Below are 20333 nucleotides of genomic sequence, written 5' to 3' on the forward strand. Positions count from 1 at the left end.
TATCCTCAAATGGACGTGATTCGCGACGCTTTGGCGGCGGCCGGTGCTCCGGAACGGATCACTCCAAGTTTGTCGCCCAGTGTTGTCACCGCGTTCCCATGTTCGTCGAGAGCCTTCCACAATCTGTCCGAAGGCGGAACTGCCATTCATGCTTCCGGGTTTCCGATTCCTGTTCGCAGCCGTCCTGCTCACAGTGTCGTTGGTGGTCTTCGGCCTCGGCGCCGCAGCCCTGCTGCGCTCTGCCCATCAGGAATTCGCCGCCATTCCGATCAGACGACCGCCGCAGACCCCCTTCGCCCAGCAACCCGTCGAAGCTCCGCCGACGCTGGCCATGTTACGCGTCGAGACGCCGGCCCCAGCTCCGGAGGTTGCCACGCCGCCGGCGGTGCCAGTGACAACAGCGGTCGAACAAGCCCCCCTCGTCACCGCGCCCTCGGCGCCGGAAAAACCGGCCCCGCCCGAGGCGATCGCGGCTTTGTCGACACAGGCGGCACCCGCAACCGAAACCACCGCCTCGGTGGCAACGCCAATGCCTGAAATTGCAGCGATGTCGGAAACGACGAAGATTGAGGAGCCGAAGCCTGTAACGACCATTGCCGCCGTGCCGGCGACTACTGTCGAACCGGTTGTTACCTCTGCCCCGGCAATCGGTGTTCCCGCCCCTGCGGCAGAGGCGGAAGCGACACCGGCGGTGTCGCAGCCAACGGCCACGCTGACCGGCGACGATGCAAAACTGTCCTCGACGAAGATCGCGGTGCTGGGCGGACCACCCGTCGACACCGAACCGGTGCCGCTGCCGAAAGCGAAACCCGTTGCCGAGCCAGTCAAGAAGGTTGTGAAGAGGCCCTTGGTCGTGAAGAAGCGGCGCGTTGCAGCAAGACCCGTCGCCGCCGCAGCACCGCAGCAAATGGACCCATTCGGATTGCCGGTCGCGCGCTGACCGCGCCTCCCGGTTACGCCGGGCCGGTCGCGACCGGCGGCCCGTCTGGCTGTCCCCATTCCGACCATGAGCCGTCATAGAGCGCCGAGCCGCGGACGCCCAAGCGATAGAGCGCGAGTGTCAGCACCGCAGCCGACACGCCCGAACCGCATGTGGTAACTATAGGTTTGTCGAGCTCGAGACCCGTGCCCGTGAAGGCTTTGCGCAATTCGTCGATCGGCTTCATGGTGCCCGTCGCGGCATCAAACAACACGTTGTAAGGCAGGTTGCGGCTACCGGGGATGTGGCCGGAGCGAATGCCAGCACGCGGTTCCGGAACGCTGCCCTCGAAGCGATTGGCGGCGCGCGCATCGATCAATTGCTCTTTGCGCGAATCCAGATTGGCAACCACCTGCGCCTTGCTGCGCACATAGGACTTGTCGAGCACCGCGCTGAAGGTGCCCGGCTTCGGCGATGCTTTGCCAGTTTCGGTCGCGCGGCCTTCGGCCTTCCACTTCTTCAGCCCGCCATCGAGCACTTTCACATTGGTGTGCCCGTAAGACAGGAACATCCACCACGCCCGCGGAGCTGCGACCCAACCACCGGCGTCATAGACAACCACCGTATCGTCGGAGGAAATACCGAGCGCGCCGACATCACGGGCGAATTGCGCGGCGTCCGGATACATATGCGGCAGATCGACGGAGTGATCGGAGATCGCATCGACATCGAAGAACACAGAACCCGGAATATGCGCGGCGAGATAATCATCGACCGGGAGCGGGAGCACACCAGGCATCTTGAACGACGCGTCGATGACCTTCACCTTGGGATCACCGAGATGAGCGGCGAGCCATTCGGTGGAGACGAGAGGATCGGTGGATGCCATGCACAAGTGCCCTTTTATTGTGAAACGCCGTCATGGCCGGGCTTATCCCGGCCATCCACGTCTTCACTTGTCGCCCAAACGTGGATACCCGGCATTCGCCGGGCATGACGAATGATGGTTACGAGCTCTTCGACGCCTTCGGCTCGACCTTCTCAACCGCACCGCCAGCATTGCGCCAGGCGGTGAAACCGCCGCCCAGATGCGCCACCGGCTTCAGGCCCATATCGGCCGCCGTCTTCGCTGCCAGCGCCGAACGCCAGCCGCTGGCGCAATGGAAGATGAACTTCTTGTCTTCCTGGAAGACCGGTTTGCCATACGGGCTTTCCGGATCGATCCAGAATTCCAGCATGCCGCGGGTGCAGGAGAACGAACCGGGGATCTTGCCTTCGCGTTCGATCTCGCGGGGATCGCGTATATCAACGATGATAACGTCAGAGCTCTGCGCAGCTTTCATCACGTCTTCGACGCTCATCGTCTCGATCTGCTTGTTGGCTTCATCGAGCAGCGCCTTGTAGCCGCGGGTAATTGTTTGGGTCATGCTTTTCGCACCAGTTCCTTCATTGCGCCTTCGAGACCTTCAATCGTCAGCGGATACATCCGTTCCGAGAACAACCGGCGAATGATGGTGGTGGACTCAGAGTAATCCCAGTGCCGCTTGGCGACGGGATTGAGCCAGACCGCGTTCGGATAGGTCTGCGTGATCCGCTCCAGCCAGACCGAACCGGACTCCTCGTTCACATGCTCGACCGAACCGCCGGGTACCATGATCTCGTAGGGTGACATCGAGGCATCGCCGACGAACACGACTTTGTAGTCATGCGCATACTTATGCAGCACGTCCCAGGTCGGCGTGCGGTCGGTGAAGCGGCGCTTGTTCTGCTTCCACACGCCTTCATAGAGGCAGTTGTGAAAGTAGAAATACTCCATGTGCTTGAATTCGCTCTTCGCCGCCGAAAACAGTTCCTCGACCTGCTCGATATGCGAATCCATGGAACCGCCGATATCGAAGAACACCAGCACCTTGACCGCGTTGCGCCGTTCCGGCCGCATGTGGACGTCGAGATAGCCGTGACTGGCGGTCTCCCGAATCGTGGTGTCGAGATCGAGTTCATCCGGCGCACCGGTGCGGGCAAACTTGCGCAGACGGCGCAGCGCCACCTTGATGTTGCGGATGCCGAGCTCGACATTGCCGTCGAGATCCTTGAACTCGCGCTTGTCCCAGACCTTCACCGCGCGCCGGTGGCGGCTCTTTTCCTGGCCGATACGGATGCCTTCGGGATTGTAACCCTCGGCGCCAAACGGTGAGGTCCCGGCGGTGCCGATCCATTTGTTGCCGCCCTGATGGCGTTCCTTCTGCTCCTCAAGGCGCTTCCGCAGGGTTTCCATGAGCTTGTCCCAGCCCATGGCCTCGATCTGCTTCTTCTCTTCCTCGGTGAGATACTTCTCGGCGAGCTTCTTCAGCCACTCGGCGGGAATCTCAGCCTTTTCCATGGCGTCGAGCAGGCTCTCAAGCCCCTTGAAGACCGTGCCGAACACCCGATCGAACTTGTCGAGATTGCGCTCGTCCTTCACCAGCGCGGCGCGGGACAGATAGTAGAAATTCTCCACCGACTGATCCGCGAGGTCGGCGTCCAGCGCCTCCATCAGCGTGAGATATTCGCGCAGGGTCACCGGGACCTGCGCATCGCGCAACGATGTGAAGAATTGCAAGAACATGATTGACAGATTGCCCGACCACCCGCCCCCGTCAAGGGCCGGATGTGGTAGAAGCGTACGCAGCTCCGTGGCGCGCCATCGCGGCGCACATCCGGAATAAGCGAGATTTGTCAGTCAGACCGGGGCGAATTCCGCTCCGCGGCATGGTGAGGCAATCGTTTTCCAGATTGCAGGTATTTGTTTCAACAATTCCGGCGTCGGTAACCAAGCAACGCGGTGTCACGCCATCGGCGGGCATTCTTGGCTATCGTGAAGGCAACGATGGCCATGTGATGGCCTGTTTTGCAGTCAACGTAGAAACGAATGACCGTGCCTACGACAACGACCAGCAGTTCGCCGAGCCGGCTCTCCGCGCCGGGCGTAATCGTCACGCTGTTCGTGCTGGCGATGAGCGCGTGCGTTCTCGGGCTTGTCGTCTGGAAGGCGCTCGATGCCCGCAAAACCATGCTGGCGCAAAGCGAGACCGATAGTCGAAACCTCGCACATTCGCTGGTTGAACATGCGTCGCGCTCGATACAGGCGATCGATGTCGCCATGAGCGGGATGGCGGACCTGCTGAAGTACCAGAACCCGCAGCCGGATCGCTTCAACGCGTTTCTGGCCAATACGGCGAATGCGCTGCCCCAGCTGCGCGAAATCGGTGTATTCGATACGCTCGGCAACTGGCGTTATTCCTCGTTACCGGAAACGCCATCACACAATAATTCCGACCGCGACTATTTCATCTATCATCGCGATCACACCGACTCCACTATCAGGGTCAACGCCCCCATCACGTCGCGACTAACCGGCCGCACGTCAATCATCCTGTCGAAGCGGATCGACGGCCCCGATGGCAGCTTCAAAGGTGTGCTGACAGGCGCGATCGACAACCAGTACTTCAGCGATTTCTACAAGACATTCCAGATCGGCGAGAGCGGCGGCATCAGCCTGATCCGAAGCGATGGTACGCTGCTGCTTCACTGGCCATCGATGGAGGTTGGGAAGGACCTCTCCGGAACTCAGCTCATTCAGACCCGTCTGAAACAGAGTCTGGCCGGCTCCTACAAGATCGATTCGCCGTTTGACGGCATCACCAAATATTTCAGCTACGAGCAAACCACGCAGTATCCGCTGATCGTCACGGTCGCGATTCCAGAGGATCAGGTGCTGGCGACATGGAGGAGCAATCTGCTATCGGACGTTATCGTTGCTTCCGTCCTGCTCTGCACCGTGATTCTGCTTGCCGCACTGCTATCGACCCAGTTTCGCTTCCGCCTCAACATGGAAAATGCGCTCCGCGAGCGCGAGTCCCGCTATCGCCTGCTCGCCGACAACATCGCTGATGTCATCATTCTGCTCGATCGCCTCGGAAACATCGTCTTCGTCTCGCATTCGGTCGAGTTCGTTTTGGGACACAGTCCAAACGAGCTGCTCGGGCGTTCCTGCTTCGAACTGGTACATCCGGACGATGTCGAAGCCGTGAAGGCTGCCAGCGCGCAACTGACAGATCTCACCGCAAACCGCACGGTGATCTTTAGAACCTATCGCGACGACAAATCACTGGCGTGGGTGGAAGTAAATTTCAAGCTGGCCATGCGCGCGACGGATCGCGAAAAGGTCGAGATCGTCGGCGTGCTGCGCGACGTCACCTTGCGCAAGAGCATGCAAGACGAATTGACGGCGCTGAATTCCAAACTCGCAGAACTCGCGACCACTGACGGACTGACGGGACTGGCGAACCGGCGCACGCTCGACGGCTTTCTGCGCAGTGCCTATGAGCAACATGAACAGATATCCGTGCTGCTGATCGACGTCGACAACTTCAAGGGCTACAATGACAGCAACGGCCACCAGGCCGGCGACGAATGCCTGAAACGCGTCGCATCCGTCATCGCGGATGCCACGATCAATACGCCGGCATTGTCCGCACGCTATGGCGGCGAGGAATTCGCCATCGTTTTGCCGGACGTATCCGAGGCCGATGCGATCACTATCGCGGAAGCCCTGCGTCTTCGGGTCAGGGCATTGGAGATTCCAAATATGGCATCAACCCGTGGCCACCTGTCGATCAGCGTCGGCGTCGCCAGCCGGAATAGCCTAACCTCGAACGAAGCCGTTCTGGTCGGCGAGGCCGATCTGGCGCTTTACGAGGCCAAACGACGTGGTCGAGATTGCGTCGTCGCCAATTCGGCGCTGCAACGCGAATATTTCAGTGCGGGATTTTCGCACGACAGCTGATCCGCCAATTGCCGCCGCACCACCCGGCTTTTCCCCGCCATGATATGTTTCTCGTCATCGTAAAGCCGCCCTGGATGCCCCGGAATGGTGGCTGGACCTGACCAATAATTCAATTAAACTTCGCCCGGAAACGTGCCGGCAGGTCAAGTCGGCCGACGGCTTAACATCACAACGGGGATGGCGCGTCACCCAGTGTCGCCCGCGAAGGATTGATCCATGGGAATTCTCGCAGCATTGCTGATCGGTGCCATTGCCGGCTGGTTGGCCGGGTTGATCGTTCGGGGTGCCGGCTTCGGCCTGCTCGGCAATATCGTGATCGGCATCATCGGCGCACTGGTCGCCGGCTGGCTGCTGCCGCGATTGGGCGTCAGCCTTGGCGTCGGCGCGATTCGCGATATCATCAACGCCACCATTGGCGCGGTGATCGTGCTCGTCATCCTGTCGCTGATCCGGCGCTAACCTCGCATCCACACATTCTGCGATCGCCGACCGCGATCTCCATCATTCCGGCGGCGCGCTGTCGTGCGGCAAGAAGAACAAGGCAAAGAACTCCATGAAGTTTACCGGCACCGAAAACTATGTCGCGACCGATGATCTCAAGGTCGCCGTCAATGCCGCCATCGTGCTCGAACGCCCGCTGCTGGTGAAGGGCGAGCCGGGCACCGGCAAGACCGTGCTGGCCGAGGAAGTCGCCAAGGCGCTCGGCGCACCGCTGCTGACCTGGCACATCAAGTCCACCACCAAGGCGCAGCAGGGCCTTTACGAATATGATGCCGTCTCGCGCCTTCGCGACAGCCAGCTCGGCGATCCCCGCGTCTCGGATATCGGTAACTACATCAAGCGCGGCAAGCTGTGGGAAGCCTTCACCCATGCAGAGCGCCCGGTGCTGCTGATCGATGAAATCGACAAGGCCGATATCGAGTTCCCGAACGACCTGCTGCTCGAACTCGATCGCATGGAATTCCACGTCTACGAGACCGGCGAGACCATCAAGGCGGCGAAGCGCCCGATCGTGATGATCACCTCGAACAACGAGAAGGAATTGCCGGACGCGTTCCTGCGCCGCTGCTTCTTCCACTACATCAAGTTCCCCGACATCGATACCATGAACCAGATCGTCGAGGTCCACTTCCCCGGCATCAAGCAGCGCCTCGTCGCCGAAGCGATGCGAATCTTCTTCGAGGTGCGCGACGTGCCCGGCCTGAAGAAGAAGCCGTCGACGTCTGAGTTGCTCGATTGGCTGAAGCTGCTGGTCAATGAGGACATGTCGCCGGAGATGCTGCGCGAACGCGATCCGCGTAAGCTGATCCCGCCATTGCATGGCGCGCTGCTGAAGAACGAGCAGGACGTCCACCTGTTCGAGCGGCTGGCATTCTTGAACCGCCGCGAGGTCTGACCCGCCTCAGGGTATACAGCCTTCATGGAAAACCGCCCCTAGGGGCGGTTTTTTTAATACCTATTTTGCAGTTATTACCAAACTTCAGTATACATTAATCGGTTCTCATCCCCACTTTATTGGGATATCGTCCTTTCCAAGGTCGATCCTGTATACAGACAGGACTCAGTGACTGCGCCATGGAGGAACACGATGCCCGCTTCATTCCCGCTGAACGCCTGGTACGCCGCCGCCTGGGATGCCGACATCAAGCATCAGCTTTTCCCGCGCACGATCTGCGGCAAGCATGTGGTGATGTATCGCCGCGCCGATGGCGGTGTCAGTGCGCTGGAAGACGCGTGCTGGCACCGGCTGGTGCCGCTCTCCAAGGGACGCCTTGAGGGCGATACGGTCGTCTGCGGCTATCACGGCCTGAAATACAACGCGCAGGGCCGCTGCACTTTCATGCCCTCGCAGGAGACCATCAACCCCTCCGCCTGCGTGCGCTCCTATCCCGTGGTCGAACGCCATCGTTTCATCTGGCTGTGGATGGGCGACCCTGCGCTGGCCGATCCCGCTCTGGTGCCGGACATGCACTGGAACGACGATCCGGAATGGGCCGGCGACGGCAAGACCATTCATGCCAAGTGCGACTACCGCTTGGTGGTCGACAACCTGATGGATCTCACCCACGAGACCTTCGTGCACGGCTCCAGCATCGGCCAGGACGACGTCGCCGAAGCTCCGTTCGATGTCACCCATGGCGACAAGACCGTCACGGTGACGCGCTGGATGAAGGGCATCGAAGCGCCGCCGTTCTGGGCTGCGCAACTCGGCAAGCCCGGCCCTGTTGATCGCTGGCAGATCATTCACTTCCAGGCGCCCAGCACGGTCAATATCGATGTCGGCGTGGCACCTGCAGGCACCGGCGCGCCGGAGGGCGATCGCTCGCAGGGCGTCAACGGCTTCGTGCTCAACACGATGACGCCGGAGACCGAAACCACCTGCCACTATTTCTGGGCCTTCGTGCGCAACCATCGTATCACCGAGCAGAAGATCACCACGGAAATCCGCGAAGGTGTCGCCGGCATTTTCCGCGAGGACGAGATCATTCTCGAAGCGCAGCAGCAGGCGATGAACGAGAACCCGGATCGCGTGTTCTACAATCTCAATATCGATGCTGGCGCGATGTGGTGCCGCCGGGTGATCGACCGCATGGTGGCGAAGGAAAGCGCGCCAACCAAACTGCAGGCGGCAGAGTAAAATCATGAGCGAACGCGACACCGAGCGCTCCATCTCGCAGACCGTGCGTGCGCAGCTCGCCCTGCGCGACATGATCCTGTCCGGCACGCTGCGCCCAGGCGAACGCATCAGCGAATTGCAGGCTGTAGAGATCACCAGCGTGTCGCGCACGCCGGTACGTCTCGCGCTGGTGCGTCTGGAAGATGAGGGGCTGCTACAGGCGATCCCCTCCGGCGGCTTCATGGTGAAGGCGTTCTCCGAGCGCGACATTCTGGACTCGATCGAACTGCGCGGCACTCTGGAAGGCCTCGCAGCCCGCTTTGCTGCGGAGCGCGGCGCCAGCGCCCGCAATCTCGAACCGCTAAAAGAGTGTCTGTCGGATCTGGATCAACTGGTGCGGCAAGATCCGATCTCGGTCGAAGCCTTCTCGGCTTATGTGACGATGAACGCGCGTTTCCATGCACTACTCACCGACCTTTCCGGCAGCGCGCCGGTGATCCGGCAGATTGATCGCGTGTCCGCAATGCCGTTCGCGTCGCCAAGTGCCTTCGTGATGGCGCAGTCGGCACTGCCGGAAGCGCACAACATCCTGCTGATCGGCCAGGAACATCACCGCATCGTCGTCGACGCCATCGAAAACCGCGAGGGCGCGCGCGCAGAAGCTGTGATGCGCGAACATGCACGGCTGGCCGTGCGCAATCTGCGGCTCGCTCTGCGTAACCGCACGCATCTCGATTTGCTGCCGGCGCTGGCGCTGCTGACATCTGCGGCAACGGACTAACGGAGACACATCATGCGTTTTGCAGAACACTGGATGTGGTGCAGCGTCGATGCCATTCGCGATGTGACGCCGGGTATCCGCGAGATCACATTACGGCCGGATGCGCCGCTGACATCCTATCCGCCGGGCAGCCATATCAACGTCAACCTCCTGATCGATGGCCAACCGCAGACGCGGTCCTATTCGCTGGTTGGCGAACGCGCGACCAACACGCTGCGTATCGCGGTGCGGCTTGCCCCTGACAGCCGCGGCGGCTCCCAGGCGATGTGGGCCCTGCAGCCCGGCGGACGGCTCGAAATCTCCAACCCGTCGTCGCTGTTCGATATCGACTGGGCCCGCAAAACCTATTGCCTGATTGCTGGCGGCATCGGCATCACGCCGATCACAGGCATTGCACATGCGCTGCAAGAACGATCTGCCGACATACATCTTCATTATGCTGTCCGGTCCCGCCAGGATGCCGCCTATCTCGACGAGATGGGTGCGCTGCTGGGCGAACAATTGAGTGTTCACGCCAGCGACGAAACCGCGCGACTGGATCTCGATGCCACCTTCGGCGCCCTCCCCGCTGATGCTATCGCCATCATGTGCGGACCGATGCGGATGCTGGAAGCCGCAAGGCACGCCTGGAACAGCGCGGGTCGCGCGCCAGCCGATCTGCGCTATGAGACCTTCGGTTCAAGCGGCCTGTTACCGACAGTGGAATTCCGCGTGCGACTGAAGGGCTCCGGTGCCGAGATCGTGGTGCCGCAGAACCGTTCGATGCTCAATGCGCTTAACGATGCCGGACATGAAGTGATGTCCGACTGCCAGCGCGGCGAATGCGGCGTCTGCGCCATCGATGTTCTCGCCGTCGATGGCGAGATCGATCATCGCGACGTGTTCTTCAGCGCGCACCAGAAGAGCGGCAACACGAAGATTTGTCCCTGCGTCTCGCGCGTCGTCGGCACGGTGACGGTGGGTACGTTGTATCAGCCGGACGCTGTCTGACCGTCAGCGTTCACCGCGCAGCGACGCAATCATCGACATGATCGCGAGCACGATGACCACGGCGCCATAGACATAGGCCACGACGGCTAGTCCGGCATATGGCACAGCCACACCTGCAGCGAGTGCTGGCAGGCTGAAGGCCAGATAGGACAACACATAGAACGCCGCCAGCAAACCGGCGCGCTGATGCGCCTCGGCGGTCGGCAGCAGCGTGCTCAGCGAGCCGGCGAAGGACGCGCCGAAGCCGAAACCTGCGATCACCGAACCGGCAAACAGCATCGCAACGCTGTGCTGCCAGATGCCGAGCAGCGAGACGAGGACGCCCAGCGACAGTGCGGCCGTGCCAATCACCAGCAACCGCTGCGCAGGAAGCTGCCGAAGGGCGGCCACGGTCAGTGCTGCAGCGAGCATCAGGGTCGCGACCACGACGCCGCCAACCCAAGGCGCGGAGACGCCCATCGTTGTTGCGACCACCGTGGGCATCAAGGACAGACTGAAGCCGCCCAACGCCCATGTGGCGACGGTGGCCGGTGCAACGCGCAGCAGCGCGGCGCGCGATTGGCTGGGCACGCGCACATGCGGCCGCAGCGAGGCCAGCGCACCCGATTTGCGCGACACGGTCTCGGGCATCATGAACAGCAGCACAATCATCACGGCCGTCAGCGCGAATAGAACCTCATAGACCAGATGCAGCGGATCGGGCGCGAAGGTGACGAGCGCCGCGGCGCCGAGCGCGCCGACCATCAGGCCGAGAAAGGCGGTGACGCTGTTGAGGAGCGACCCGTGCTTGCGGTCGGTATCGAGGATCGCAGCGCCCAATGCCGTTGTCGCCGTGCCGACGCAAAGGCCCTGCACGGCGCGCGCAAGGATCAATTGCCCGACATCACTGGCATAGGAGAACAGCACCATCGCGATGGCATTCAGCAACAGACCGCCGAGAATGACCGGACGGCGTCCGACATAATCGGACAGGCCGCCGACCGTCAGCAACGCCGCCAGCAGGCTGATCGCGTAGACCGCGAATACCAGCGTGATCATCAATGGCGAGAGGTGCATCGACTGCTGGTAGAGCCGATACAGCGGCGTCACCGCGCTGCTGCTGGCTGCGACCAGCGCGGCCCCGGCAAAACTGAATGCCGTCATGGCCGATGGCTTCAACACCCAACCGGCTCTGGCTGATGATGCTTGAGCATTGGAAACACACGTCTTTTCGGCACTGCCTTGCATAGCTCATTCCTAAAAGCTAAGTAATTGCATTAGGCATCTAGGTCGCCCGAGAGCTTAATGCAAATATTTTGCGTTAAGAATCTCATTTTTTTGCACATGTGCGACCGTGGGAGACCGATGTGACGGTGAAGGAACGAGTCCGGATTGGTGGACGCAGCGCGCGGATACAGAGCGCCGTGCATGATGCTGTCCGCAAATTGGGGGCTCTTTCCACCCGAAACCAGATCACCGTGCCGCAGATCGCTGCCGAGGCTGGCGTGACGCCGTCAACCATCTATCGACGCTGGGGCGACCTCTCCGCGCTGCTTGCCGACGTCGCCGTGGCGCGGCTGCGGCCGATCGCGGATCCCGACGACACTGGCGCGGTCGAAAGCGATCTGCGCGCCTTCATCGAGCAGTATGCCGAAGAGATGTCGTCTCCGGTCGGCCAGGCGCTTATGCGGGACGTGCTGTCGGCCCTCAAGGAAGGACTGCCCAGCGCCTGTGCGGGCTTCACCTGCGATCACCTCACCACCCTTAACGCACGCGCCAAAGCGCGCGGCGAGACGCCCTTCGACATCGACGAGGTGATTGACCATGTGGTGGCGCCGATCATCTATCGCGCGCTATTCAGCGAACAGATACCGACACCCGATTATTGCAATCGCCTGATTGACCGGATTTATCCGCCTGCCCGCAAGCGACGCACCGCCGTCTGATCGTCAGCGCGGCTTCTCGTCCAGCTGATAGGTCAGATGCGCCTTCACCGTCGGCCATTCGCCGGGCAAGATACTATAGACAACCGTGTCGCGCAGCGTGCCGTTCGGCGCGATCTGGTGGTTGCGCAGGATGCCATCCTGCTTGGCACCGAGCCGCTCGATGGCGCGGCGGGATTGATGGTTGAAGAAATGCGTGCGGAATTCCACCGCGATGCAATCCAGCTTCTCGAACGCATGCCCGAGCAGCAGTAACTTGCATTGGGTGTTGAGCGCGGTGCGCTGGACCCACTTGCCATACCAGGTCGAGCCTATCTCGACCCGGCGGTTGGCGGCATCGACATTCATATAGGTCGTCATGCCGGCGATCTTGCCGTCAGCGTCTTTCACCGTGAATGGCAGCATCGCGCCTGATGCCTGCAGAGCGAGGCGACGGTCGATCTCGGCGCTCATCTTTTCGGGCGTCGGGATCGCCGTGTACCAGATCTTCGAAAGGTCGCCTGACTTGGCGGCCTCGATCAGACCATCGCAGTGATCTTTGGCAAGAGGTTCGAGCCGGGCGTGAGGTCCTCTGAGCGTAACGGGTTCAAGCCACGGCATCGATCGTTCCTTCAGGCTACTTGTTCAAGAAGTTAAGCGGCAAGCCACCGCGCGGCCAATCCATTGCGATCAGCTCGCCCTTGCCTGACAGCGTGATATAGGCCGTCTTCAGCTCGGGGCCGCCGAATGCGATATTCGTGGTGACGCGATCGCCAGTTTGTATCTGTTCCACCAATTTTCCATCCGGCGCAATCACCGAGATGCAGCCGCTGACCAGCGTTGCCACGCAGACATTGCCCGAAGCTTCGACCGCGAGAGAATCGAACATCTGATAGCCGCCAAGGCCCGCGATGGGTCGACCGCGCTCGCCGCGATAGATCACATCGGCCGGCTTCACCTCGCCAGGTGCACCAACATCAAAGGCCCACAACCGCGCCGTCGGCGTCTCGGCCACATAGACGGTCTTCTCATCGGGCGACAGGCCAATGCCATTGGCCGGCAGCATGCCGAAATGCCCTTCGACGACCTCGGTCGCACCTGGCTTCATGTAATAGAACGCGCCGACATCCATATCGCGGTGCCGGCGTTTGCCGAGATCGGTGAACCAGAGCCCGCCCTGTTTGTCGAACACCAGATCGTTCGGCCCCTTCAGCGGATGCGCGCCGCATTTGTCGAACAGGGTTTCGACCTTGCCGTTAGAGAGGTCCACGCGCTGGATCGAGCCGCCGATATATTCATGCGGCTCCGGTGCGCCGGGCATGATGGCGCCGCGCGATGCCGCCCAGCTGAAGCCGCCATTGTTGCAGAGATACATCTTGCCGTCAGGACCGAGCGCCGCGCCGTTCGGGCCACCCGGGATTTTCGCGACCACTTCCTTGCGGCCGTCGGGCCAGACCCGCGTCAGTTGCTGCGCACGTATCTCGACCAGGACGACAGAGCCGTCCGGCATCACCACCGGGCCTTCGGGGAATGCGAGATCGGTGGCAAGGACGCGGATGTTGGGGCTGGACATGGAAACTCCCTGACATTTTCTTGGTTTGTTATGACGCCGGTTGCGTGTGACGCACGTGACCAAAGTAGAGCAAACATGTCCCGCGCTGCCAAGCCGCGCAAATGCATGGCCACTTGCGTGGAATTTCCATTCGGCTTTAGCTGCGATCAACGATAACGCGAAAAGTCCGAGGAAACCGATGCCGATCGACACCGCAGTTGCGCCTGGAGCCGATGACGAAGTGCTCTACTTTGTCGCCGATGGCATCGCGACCGTCACGCTCAATCGCCCGCACCGGTTAAACACAATCTCCCGTGAGATGCTGTCGCAGCTCAGCAACCTGTTTCTGAGAGCCGATTCCGATCCCGACGTACGCGTGGTTATACTGACCGCCACCGGCCGCGCCTTCTGCGCCGGGCTCGACATGGCCAGCGCAACCAAGGGTACCGGCATCGGCTCCGCTAACGATGCCAACAACAGCCGCACCACGCTCGACCTCAAGACTGCGCCTCCAATCGTCATGTTCAACATGGAGAAGCCGACGATCTGCGCCATGAACGGCGCCGCCGCCGGCTACGGCATGGACGTCGCGCTCGGTTGCGACATGCGCATCATGGCAGAGAGCGCAAAATTCGCTGCAGCCTTCGTCAAGCGTGGCGTGGTGCCTGAGTCCGGCGGCACCTGGTTTCTGCCGCGCATGATCGGCTGGGCCAAGGCGGCCGAGCTGATCTTCACAGGCCGCACATTGTCGGCGCGCGAAAGCCTCGAGATGGGCCTTACCAACGAGGTGGTTGATGATGCGGAATTGATGACGCGCGCCAATGCAGTGGCGGCCGAGATCGCTGCCAATGCGCCACTCGCAGTGCAGGCTGCCAAACGCATGATGCGCTCGGGCCTGTCGGAAAGTTTCGGCGACCACGTCCATCACGTGTTCCTGCAACTGCTGCCGCTGTTTCGCACAGCGGATTTCCGCGAAGGCATGGCGTCGTTTCTCGAGAAGCGCCCAGCCAAATTCACCGGCAACTGAGCGCAACGCACAAACATGCCGACGCGGCGTTGTGCGTCGCGTCACGCTTTGGTGATTAAGTCAGCTTTCCAACTTCAGGGCTTGGTGCATACTCCCCAGCATTCGAGCCGCATCACAAAAACCTGCGTAGACGGGCCGATGCGGTTGATCGAACCACAGGGAGGACACTTGACCATGCAGCATGACTGGAAAGTTCTGCGAGCAACCTTGCTCGCCGGCGTTGTCGTAGCGCTTACGTCCACCGCTAGCCACGCGCAGAAGAAATACGACATCGGCGCCACCGATACCGAGATCAAGATCGGCAACATCATGCCGTATAGCGGCCCGGCATCCTCCTACGCGACGATCGGCAAGACCGAGGCTGCCTATTTCAAAATGATCAACGAAAAGGGCGGCATCAATGGCCGCAAGATCACTTTCATCAGCTATGATGACGGCTACAGCCCGCCGAAAACGGTCGAGCAAGCACGCAAGCTGGTCGAGAATGACGAAGTGCTGTTCATCATGAACCCGCTGGGCACGCCGGGAAATACGGCGATCCAGAAATATATGAACACCAAGAAAGTACCGCAGTTGTTCGTCTCAACGGGCGCCGCGAAGTGGGCCGATCCGAAGAACTTCCCTTGGACCATGGGTTGGCAACCGAGCTACCAGGCCGAGGCGCGCATCTACGCGCAATACATCATGAAGAATCATCCCGGCAAGAAAGTCGGCGTACTCTATGCCAATGACGACTTCGGCAAGGATTACATCATCGGACTGCACGAAGGCTTCGGCGACAAGGCCAAAGATTACATCGTCTCTGAGGTGCCTTACGAGACGGCCTCACCGACGGTGGATTCACAGATCGTGCAGATCAAGGCAGCCAATCCGGATGTCTTCATCAACATCGCCACGCCAAAATTCGCTGCACAGGCGATCAAGAAGATCGGCGAGATGGGCTGGAAGCCGGTCCATATCGTCACCAACGTCTCGGCATCGGTGGGCAGCGTGATGAAGCCCGCGGGCTATGCCAACTCGCAGGACGTGCTCAGCGCGGCCTATATGAAGGATCCCAAGGATCCGACATGGAAGAACGATCCGGGCATGCTGGAATGGTCGGCCTTCATGGACAAATACTATCCCGAAGGCGACAAGGAAGACGGCGCCACCGTGTTCGGTTACGGCGTGTCGCAAGGCATCGTCCAGGTACTCAAGCAATGCGGCGACGACCTCACGCGCGAAAACATCATGAGGCAGGCCGCCAATCTCAACATGGAGATCGGCATTTATCTGCCGGGCACCAAGATCAAGACCAGCCCGACCGACTTCAGCCCGCTCGAACAGCTTCAGATGCAGAAATTCAAGGGCGAAAGCTGGGAGCTGTTCGGACCGCTGATGTCCGGCGAGAAGAACTCGTAAGCGATACGCTCTGGCGTCCCCTCTCTCGAGTCAGAGGGGACGCACGCGTGCTGAGCCACGCGCTCTCGTTGCTGGCCCCCTCTCCGCAATCGTGCATACTCGACGCAAGCTGCGGCAATCGATGGTCCACCCAGATGGACCGCACCGTGGAAATACAAGACGTCAGAGGAAACGATGCTCAGGACATTGCCCCGCGGGATGGCTCTCGCACTTTCCGCGCTCATGCTCGGCGCGCTCGTCACGCCGTCTCACGCGCAGAAGAAATACGATCCGGGCGCCAGCGACACCGAGATCAAGGTCGGCAACATCATGCCCTATAGCGGGCCGGCATCGTCCTATGCCTCAATCGGGAAATCCGAAGCGGCCTATTTCAGGATGCTGAATGATCAGGGTGGCATCAACGGTCGCAAGATCAACTTCATCAGCTATGACGATGCCTACTCTCCACCGAAGACGGTGGAACAGGCTCGCAAGCTGGTCGAGAGCGACGAGGTGTTGCTGATCTTCAATCCGCTGGGCACGGCGACCAATTCCGCAATCCAGAAATACATGAACATCAAGAAGGTGCCGCATCTGTTCGTGTCATCGGGCGCCTCGAAGTGGGCAGATCCCAAACACTTCCCTTGGACCATGGGCTGGTCGCCCAGCTATCACAATGAGGGGCGCATCTGGGCTGCATGGATCCTGAAGAACCATCCCGACGCGAGGATCGGCGTGCTGTTCCAAAACGACGACATGGGGAAGGACTATTTCAGCGGCGTGCGCGAAGGGCTCGGCGACAAGGCCGACAAGATGATCACCGTACAGGCGAGCTTCGAGACCAGTTCACCGACAGTGGATTCGCAGATCGTCCAGATCAGGACCGCCAACCCTGACGTATTCCTCAACATCGCCTCGCCGAAATTCGCCGCGCAGGCGATCAAGAAGGTGGCCGAGCTGAACTGGAAGCCGGTGCAGATGCTGGTCAACGTGTCGCAATCGGTCGGCTCAGTGATCAAGCCGGCAGGCTTCGACAATGCGCAGGGCGTGATCAGCGCGGCCTATATGAAGGATCCTACCGATCCGCAGTGGAAGGATGATCCGACCATCAAGGAATGGCTTGCCTTCATGGACAAATATTATCCGGACGGCGACAAGAACGACATCTATACGCTGTACGGTTTCGGCATCGCGCGCACGCTGGCGCATATCTTGGAGCGATGCGGCGACACCCTCACGCGGGAGAATGTGATGAAGCAGGCCACCAGCCTCGATTATGAGGTCGGCATCTTCCTGCCCGGCACCCGCGTCAAGACCAGTCCCACTGACTACAGCCCCCTGCAGCAGTTGCAGATGATGCGTTTCAAGGGTGAACGCTGGGAACTGTTCGGACCCGTGCTGAGCAGCGAGTAGAAGGAGAGCGCCCTACTTCGCCGCATCCTTGGCAGGCGCTGGCGCATCCTTGGCCGCCGGCGCGTCTTTCGCGGCAGCCGGAGCTTCCTTCGCAGCCGGCGCCGGCTTCTTCTGCGCCGCCTGCAGCTCCTCTACCGTTTTCTGCAGGGCAACGACGGTAGCCTTTAGCGCCTCGACCTGCCGATTGGCCGCCTCCAGCCGCTGTTGCTGATCAAGCCGCAGCTTGCCTAGCGTCTGTTGCAGGAAATTGACGTTGCTTTGCAGGCAGCTGGTGCGGCGCTCCATGGTCTTTTCGACCGTGCAGATCTCGATTCCCGGCACATCCTGCGCCTGCGCCTTGGCGGCGCCCAAAATGGTCAGCAATGTCATCGCAAGGATTGTTCGGGCTCGCATCGTTTTCCCCATCATGTCCGTCATGCCGCCAAGACCAAGCGGTGCTGGCACCCGGCTGTCAACCAGGTGTGATGGGAACGAAGAAGATGTCCGCCCGTTCCTTGGACCGGAGCACCTCATGGCGACGCGCGAACGACGGCTGGCTGAATTCGATGGCCAGGGTGATCCTGAGCCGGATCAGCCCGTACAGGTGCTGTGCGAGGACCACAGCGGCACCTATCAGCTCCCCTTTCCTTGCGTCTTCACAGATGGCGAATGGCGCAATGCCGAGACGGGCAGCATAGTCGAGGCACGCGTGGTCGGATGGCGACTGCCCCGTACAGCGTGATGGCCGTGTGCCTGCTTTACGACGCCGGGGCTACGGACGACCGACTTACTCGTACAGATAGCCGACAGGCTTGCCTTCGGTCCGCAGCGGGCGAATGTCCCTCTGTGTGATGATCTTGGCCGCAAGCCCGTCGATTTCATCGCGCTGGGTCGGCGTCCAGCTTCGCAGCTGCTCCATGCCCTTGAGAAGGCCGAGCCGCAGGACTTGCGTGTTTTCGCCGAGACCGATGAGGCCGGTCGAATTCTTGCCCGCGGTCACGACATCACCGGCCGCAAGCTCGAACGTCTTCCCCGCACTATCCCGGAATTCGGCCGTACCGCGAATAACGCGATAGATGACAACCTCGCCTTTCGCGAAAGAAGCGGCGTCCACCGCCGAGGTGCTCTTCGGCAGGAGCGACTTGCCATGCGGATCCGTTGCGATGATGTGACCCGTAACAAGATGGCCGCTCGGAATCTCGATTCCGATATCCCGCACGTAAACGGGCATGGCCGATTTGACGACACCGTCAGCCAGCGGCTTGAAGAGCGCATCCAGCGCCATCGGATCCTGAAGCCAGAAGCCTGCATCCTCCGGACGATCATGCAGCGCATGGGTCCACGCCACACGTGGCGTCTCGGCTTCGTTGATCTGATCGGGGCCCACGATCGTCGGGTTCGGGAATGTCGTCGGATCGGTTACGAAGGCTTCAAGAAACTTGCCGGAGTAACCCATGGACAACGCATCGGGCACCACCGTCTGCGGGGTCTTCAGGTTCTCTTCGGTCGACAAACCGGACCAAGTGTAAAACAGCTGGCGATGCACGATCGCGCTTTGCAGCATCACTGCGCCAGGGCCGACATTGTAGAAGCGCCCGTCGTAATCGAAGGTGAACATGCCCGACGTAACCAGCACGAGCTGGAAGCCGCCGGGAGGCAGATGCAGATGGAAATCGGTAGGGCCGGTATCTTCGCGATAGATCGGCAGATTGGTCGCGACCTCATGGAGGAGGAAGGTTTCGTTGTTGGCGTGAAAGCCCTCATTGGCGCGGCTATAGAGTGCCTGCGGCCGATAGGTCGCCTCGTATGTCGTATCCTTGTGGCGATCGATGGCTACGAAATCCCCATGATTGAGGCGGAGAGGATCACCATTAGGGCGCGTCAGATTGGGCAAATTGAGGTCGATCGCAGCATGTACATTCATGGGATCCTCCAACGTGTTTAAAAACACCCGGGGACCGAACTGTGATTGGCGCACAATCGATCGGCAGCCAACGCAATGCGGCTCGCGAGAAATTGCTGCTATGCGAAAATCGCGCCAGCTGGCGTCAAAGGCGTTTTGATACCAATCGCGCTCGTTAGCAGGTGATCTGGCCGCCAAACCGCGGAAATCCCGGGCGAGCGCTACAAATTCTGGATACAAGTTGAGCACGCCCTGCCCGATCCGTAAGCCGGCATGGCGTTGCCGAACTATCAATCAGTACTCAACCTCAAGCTCTTCGATATCGGTAGGCTCCTGCCTGGCCGCGGAAATCCATTCCTGCATTTCGGGCAGGTTCATTACCATGTTGGCATAGGCCGATAGCTGCGGATCGAGCTTGACGTCATAGGTCGCGAAGCGTGTCACCACCGGCGCATACATGGCGTCCGCCATGCTACGGGTGCCAAACAGGAAAGGGCCGCCGGACTTCGACAGACACTCGCGCCAGATCGTGCAGATGCGGTCGATATCGGCCTGTGCCCGCGACCACACCTTGAAGTTTGGAAAATGCCCCTTGATGTTGACCGGCAACGACGCCCGCAATGTCGTAAAGCCGGAGTGGATTTCGCCCGAAATCGAGCGGCAATGCGCCCGCAGGATGCGGTCCGCCGGCAGCAGCTTGGCTTCCGGCATGATCTCGTTGAGATATTCGGCGATTGCCAGCGTATCCCAGACCACTGCCCCTTCATGGCGCAGGCAGGGCACCAGGATCGATGAGGACAGCAACAGGATCTCGGCCTTGGCAGAGGCATCATCCGGCGCGGTAACGACTTCATCGAACTCAAGGCCCGAGAATTTTGTCAGCAGCCATCCTCGCAATGACCACGACGAGTAGTTCTTGCTGCTGATGGTGAGTGTCGCGTTGGCCATGACTTATCCCCTTACGCCCGAACCTGGACAGCCCGTCAGCCCTCGGGGTAACCGGTTCCCGGCTGCCCATTGCTTGTGCTGCTTTAATTTTATTCAGC

21 protein-coding genes are annotated in these 20333 nt (G+C 60.6%); 12 read left to right on the forward strand and 9 right to left on the reverse strand.

Annotation, left to right across the window (positions count from 1 at the left end; genetic code table 11):
* The first annotated feature begins 148 nt into the window (after nucleotides 1–148).
* Complete coding sequence (locus CIW50_RS12045; protein ID WP_149531430.1) at nucleotides 149–940, forward strand: hypothetical protein; 792 nt, start codon at nucleotides 149–151, stop codon at nucleotides 938–940.
* A gap of 13 nt (nucleotides 941–953) precedes the next feature.
* Here CIW50_RS12045 and sseA read toward each other — a convergent pair whose 3' ends face one another.
* The 3 genes from sseA to CIW50_RS12060 all read right to left on the reverse strand — a co-directional run bounded on the left by sseA (nucleotide 954) and on the right by CIW50_RS12060 (nucleotide 3524).
* Complete coding sequence (gene sseA / locus CIW50_RS12050; RefSeq protein ID WP_149531431.1) at nucleotides 954–1808, reverse strand: 3-mercaptopyruvate sulfurtransferase; 855 nt, start codon at nucleotides 1806–1808, stop codon at nucleotides 954–956.
* Nucleotides 1809–1926: 118 nt separating this feature from the next.
* Nucleotides 1927–2346: a rhodanese-like domain-containing protein gene (locus tag CIW50_RS12055; RefSeq protein ID WP_149531432.1), complete on the reverse strand. Its 420-nt coding sequence runs from the start codon at nucleotides 2344–2346 to the stop codon at nucleotides 1927–1929.
* Nucleotides 2343–3524 (reverse strand): vWA domain-containing protein, encoded by a 1182-nt coding sequence (locus CIW50_RS12060; RefSeq protein WP_149531433.1) that lies wholly within the window; start codon nucleotides 3522–3524, stop codon nucleotides 2343–2345. Before CIW50_RS12060 ends, CIW50_RS12055 begins: the two co-directional genes overlap by 4 nt.
* A gap of 303 nt (nucleotides 3525–3827) precedes the next feature.
* Between CIW50_RS12060 and CIW50_RS12065 the strand changes: the two genes are divergently transcribed.
* From CIW50_RS12065 to CIW50_RS12090, 6 genes are all read left to right on the forward strand, one after another.
* Nucleotides 3828–5744 (forward strand): diguanylate cyclase, encoded by a 1917-nt coding sequence (locus CIW50_RS12065; RefSeq protein WP_149531434.1) that lies wholly within the window; start codon nucleotides 3828–3830, stop codon nucleotides 5742–5744.
* Nucleotides 5745–5960: 216 nt separating this feature from the next.
* A complete protein-coding gene (locus tag CIW50_RS12070; protein ID WP_068732215.1) occupies nucleotides 5961–6203 on the forward strand; it encodes a GlsB/YeaQ/YmgE family stress response membrane protein in 243 nt (80 codons plus the stop codon).
* A 94-nt stretch (nucleotides 6204–6297) separates the two neighbouring features.
* Nucleotides 6298–7140 carry an AAA family ATPase gene (locus CIW50_RS12075; protein WP_149531435.1) on the forward strand — a complete coding sequence of 281 codons (843 nt, stop codon included), beginning with the start codon at nucleotides 6298–6300 and terminating at the stop codon, nucleotides 7138–7140.
* 192 nt (nucleotides 7141–7332) lie between these two features.
* Nucleotides 7333–8382 (forward strand): aromatic ring-hydroxylating dioxygenase subunit alpha, encoded by a 1050-nt coding sequence (locus CIW50_RS12080; protein WP_149531436.1) that lies wholly within the window; start codon nucleotides 7333–7335, stop codon nucleotides 8380–8382.
* Between the two features lie 4 nt (nucleotides 8383–8386).
* Entirely contained in the window at nucleotides 8387–9142 is a 756-nt protein-coding gene (locus CIW50_RS12085; RefSeq protein ID WP_149531437.1) for a GntR family transcriptional regulator, read from the forward strand.
* A gap of 12 nt (nucleotides 9143–9154) precedes the next feature.
* Nucleotides 9155–10132, forward strand: a complete 978-nt coding sequence (locus CIW50_RS12090; RefSeq protein WP_149531438.1) for a PDR/VanB family oxidoreductase — start codon at nucleotides 9155–9157, stop codon at nucleotides 10130–10132.
* Between the two features lie 3 nt (nucleotides 10133–10135).
* On the opposite strand, the gene CIW50_RS12095 is transcribed toward CIW50_RS12090, so the two are convergent.
* Complete coding sequence (locus tag CIW50_RS12095; RefSeq protein WP_149531616.1) at nucleotides 10136–11275, reverse strand: MFS transporter; 1140 nt, start codon at nucleotides 11273–11275, stop codon at nucleotides 10136–10138.
* 203 nt (nucleotides 11276–11478) lie between these two features.
* On the opposite strand from CIW50_RS12095, the gene CIW50_RS12100 reads away from it, so the two are divergent.
* Nucleotides 11479–12057, forward strand: a complete 579-nt coding sequence (locus tag CIW50_RS12100) for a TetR/AcrR family transcriptional regulator (RefSeq protein ID WP_149531439.1) — start codon at nucleotides 11479–11481, stop codon at nucleotides 12055–12057.
* Nucleotides 12058–12060: 3 nt separating this feature from the next.
* Here CIW50_RS12100 and CIW50_RS12105 read toward each other — a convergent pair whose 3' ends face one another.
* Nucleotides 12061–12654 carry a GNAT family N-acetyltransferase gene (locus tag CIW50_RS12105; RefSeq protein ID WP_149531440.1) on the reverse strand — a complete coding sequence of 198 codons (594 nt, stop codon included), beginning with the start codon at nucleotides 12652–12654 and terminating at the stop codon, nucleotides 12061–12063.
* Between the two features lie 16 nt (nucleotides 12655–12670).
* Nucleotides 12671–13606: an SMP-30/gluconolactonase/LRE family protein gene (locus tag CIW50_RS12110; protein ID WP_149531441.1), complete on the reverse strand. Its 936-nt coding sequence runs from the start codon at nucleotides 13604–13606 to the stop codon at nucleotides 12671–12673.
* A gap of 178 nt (nucleotides 13607–13784) precedes the next feature.
* Here CIW50_RS12110 and CIW50_RS12115 point away from each other — a divergent pair, with 178 nt between their 5' ends.
* The 3 genes from CIW50_RS12115 (at nucleotide 13785) to CIW50_RS12125 (ending at nucleotide 17405) form a co-directional block, all read left to right on the forward strand.
* Complete coding sequence (locus CIW50_RS12115) at nucleotides 13785–14612, forward strand: enoyl-CoA hydratase/isomerase family protein (RefSeq protein WP_149531442.1); 828 nt, start codon at nucleotides 13785–13787, stop codon at nucleotides 14610–14612.
* A gap of 174 nt (nucleotides 14613–14786) precedes the next feature.
* Complete coding sequence (locus CIW50_RS12120) at nucleotides 14787–16013, forward strand: ABC transporter substrate-binding protein (RefSeq protein WP_149531617.1); 1227 nt, start codon at nucleotides 14787–14789, stop codon at nucleotides 16011–16013.
* Between the two features lie 198 nt (nucleotides 16014–16211).
* Nucleotides 16212–17405, forward strand: coding sequence for an ABC transporter substrate-binding protein (locus tag CIW50_RS12125; protein ID WP_246664230.1), 1194 nt, complete (start codon nucleotides 16212–16214; stop codon nucleotides 17403–17405).
* A gap of 12 nt (nucleotides 17406–17417) precedes the next feature.
* Here CIW50_RS12125 and CIW50_RS12130 read toward each other — a convergent pair whose 3' ends face one another.
* The gene (locus CIW50_RS12130; RefSeq protein WP_502707469.1) at nucleotides 17418–17798 is read right to left on the reverse strand and encodes a hypothetical protein; all 381 of its coding nucleotides are present in this window, start codon (nucleotides 17796–17798) and stop codon (nucleotides 17418–17420) included.
* A gap of 118 nt (nucleotides 17799–17916) precedes the next feature.
* On the opposite strand from CIW50_RS12130, the gene CIW50_RS12135 reads away from it, so the two are divergent.
* Nucleotides 17917–18126, forward strand: coding sequence for a hypothetical protein (locus CIW50_RS12135; protein ID WP_149531444.1), 210 nt, complete (start codon nucleotides 17917–17919; stop codon nucleotides 18124–18126).
* 45 nt (nucleotides 18127–18171) lie between these two features.
* Here CIW50_RS12135 and CIW50_RS12140 read toward each other — a convergent pair whose 3' ends face one another.
* Nucleotides 18172–19308, reverse strand: a complete 1137-nt coding sequence (locus CIW50_RS12140) for a glucuronate isomerase (RefSeq protein ID WP_149531445.1) — start codon at nucleotides 19306–19308, stop codon at nucleotides 18172–18174.
* Nucleotides 19309–19581: 273 nt separating this feature from the next.
* Nucleotides 19582–20235: a glutathione S-transferase family protein gene (locus CIW50_RS12145; RefSeq protein ID WP_149531446.1), complete on the reverse strand. Its 654-nt coding sequence runs from the start codon at nucleotides 20233–20235 to the stop codon at nucleotides 19582–19584.
* Between the last annotated feature and the right edge of the window lie 98 nt (nucleotides 20236–20333).

This window comes from Tardiphaga sp. P9-11 (assembly GCF_008329525.1).
Classification (GTDB): Bacteria; Pseudomonadota; Alphaproteobacteria; order Rhizobiales; family Xanthobacteraceae; genus Tardiphaga.

Excerpts from the sequence above, each read along its gene's own strand:
- CIW50_RS12120 (WP_149531617.1), top strand. The coding sequence starts at position 14,787 with ATGCAGCATGACTGGAAAGTTCTGCGAGCAACCTTGCTCGCCGGCGTT.
- CIW50_RS12095 (WP_149531616.1), bottom strand. The coding sequence starts at position 11,275 with ATGACGGCATTCAGTTTTGCCGGGGCCGCGCTGGTCGCAGCCAGCAGC.
- sseA (WP_149531431.1), bottom strand. The coding sequence starts at position 1,808 with ATGGCATCCACCGATCCTCTCGTCTCCACCGAATGGCTCGCCGCTCAT.
- CIW50_RS12115 (WP_149531442.1), top strand. The coding sequence starts at position 13,785 with ATGCCGATCGACACCGCAGTTGCGCCTGGAGCCGATGACGAAGTGCTC.
- CIW50_RS12075 (WP_149531435.1), top strand. The coding sequence starts at position 6,298 with ATGAAGTTTACCGGCACCGAAAACTATGTCGCGACCGATGATCTCAAG.
- CIW50_RS12060 (WP_149531433.1), bottom strand. The coding sequence starts at position 3,524 with ATGTTCTTGCAATTCTTCACATCGTTGCGCGATGCGCAGGTCCCGGTG.
- CIW50_RS12065 (WP_149531434.1), top strand. The coding sequence starts at position 3,828 with ATGACCGTGCCTACGACAACGACCAGCAGTTCGCCGAGCCGGCTCTCC.
- CIW50_RS12105 (WP_149531440.1), bottom strand. The coding sequence starts at position 12,654 with ATGCCGTGGCTTGAACCCGTTACGCTCAGAGGACCTCACGCCCGGCTC.
- CIW50_RS12125 (WP_246664230.1), top strand. The coding sequence starts at position 16,212 with ATGGCTCTCGCACTTTCCGCGCTCATGCTCGGCGCGCTCGTCACGCCG.
- CIW50_RS12045 (WP_149531430.1), top strand. The coding sequence starts at position 149 with ATGCTTCCGGGTTTCCGATTCCTGTTCGCAGCCGTCCTGCTCACAGTG.
- CIW50_RS12090 (WP_149531438.1), top strand. The coding sequence starts at position 9,155 with ATGCGTTTTGCAGAACACTGGATGTGGTGCAGCGTCGATGCCATTCGC.
- CIW50_RS12140 (WP_149531445.1), bottom strand. The coding sequence starts at position 19,308 with ATGAATGTACATGCTGCGATCGACCTCAATTTGCCCAATCTGACGCGC.
- CIW50_RS12145 (WP_149531446.1), bottom strand. The coding sequence starts at position 20,235 with ATGGCCAACGCGACACTCACCATCAGCAGCAAGAACTACTCGTCGTGG.
- CIW50_RS12055 (WP_149531432.1), bottom strand. The coding sequence starts at position 2,346 with ATGACCCAAACAATTACCCGCGGCTACAAGGCGCTGCTCGATGAAGCC.
- CIW50_RS12070 (WP_068732215.1), top strand. The coding sequence starts at position 5,961 with ATGGGAATTCTCGCAGCATTGCTGATCGGTGCCATTGCCGGCTGGTTG.
- CIW50_RS12110 (WP_149531441.1), bottom strand. The coding sequence starts at position 13,606 with ATGTCCAGCCCCAACATCCGCGTCCTTGCCACCGATCTCGCATTCCCC.
- CIW50_RS12130 (WP_502707469.1), bottom strand. The coding sequence starts at position 17,798 with ATGCGAGCCCGAACAATCCTTGCGATGACATTGCTGACCATTTTGGGC.
- CIW50_RS12080 (WP_149531436.1), top strand. The coding sequence starts at position 7,333 with ATGCCCGCTTCATTCCCGCTGAACGCCTGGTACGCCGCCGCCTGGGAT.
- CIW50_RS12135 (WP_149531444.1), top strand. The coding sequence starts at position 17,917 with ATGGCGACGCGCGAACGACGGCTGGCTGAATTCGATGGCCAGGGTGAT.
- CIW50_RS12085 (WP_149531437.1), top strand. The coding sequence starts at position 8,387 with ATGAGCGAACGCGACACCGAGCGCTCCATCTCGCAGACCGTGCGTGCG.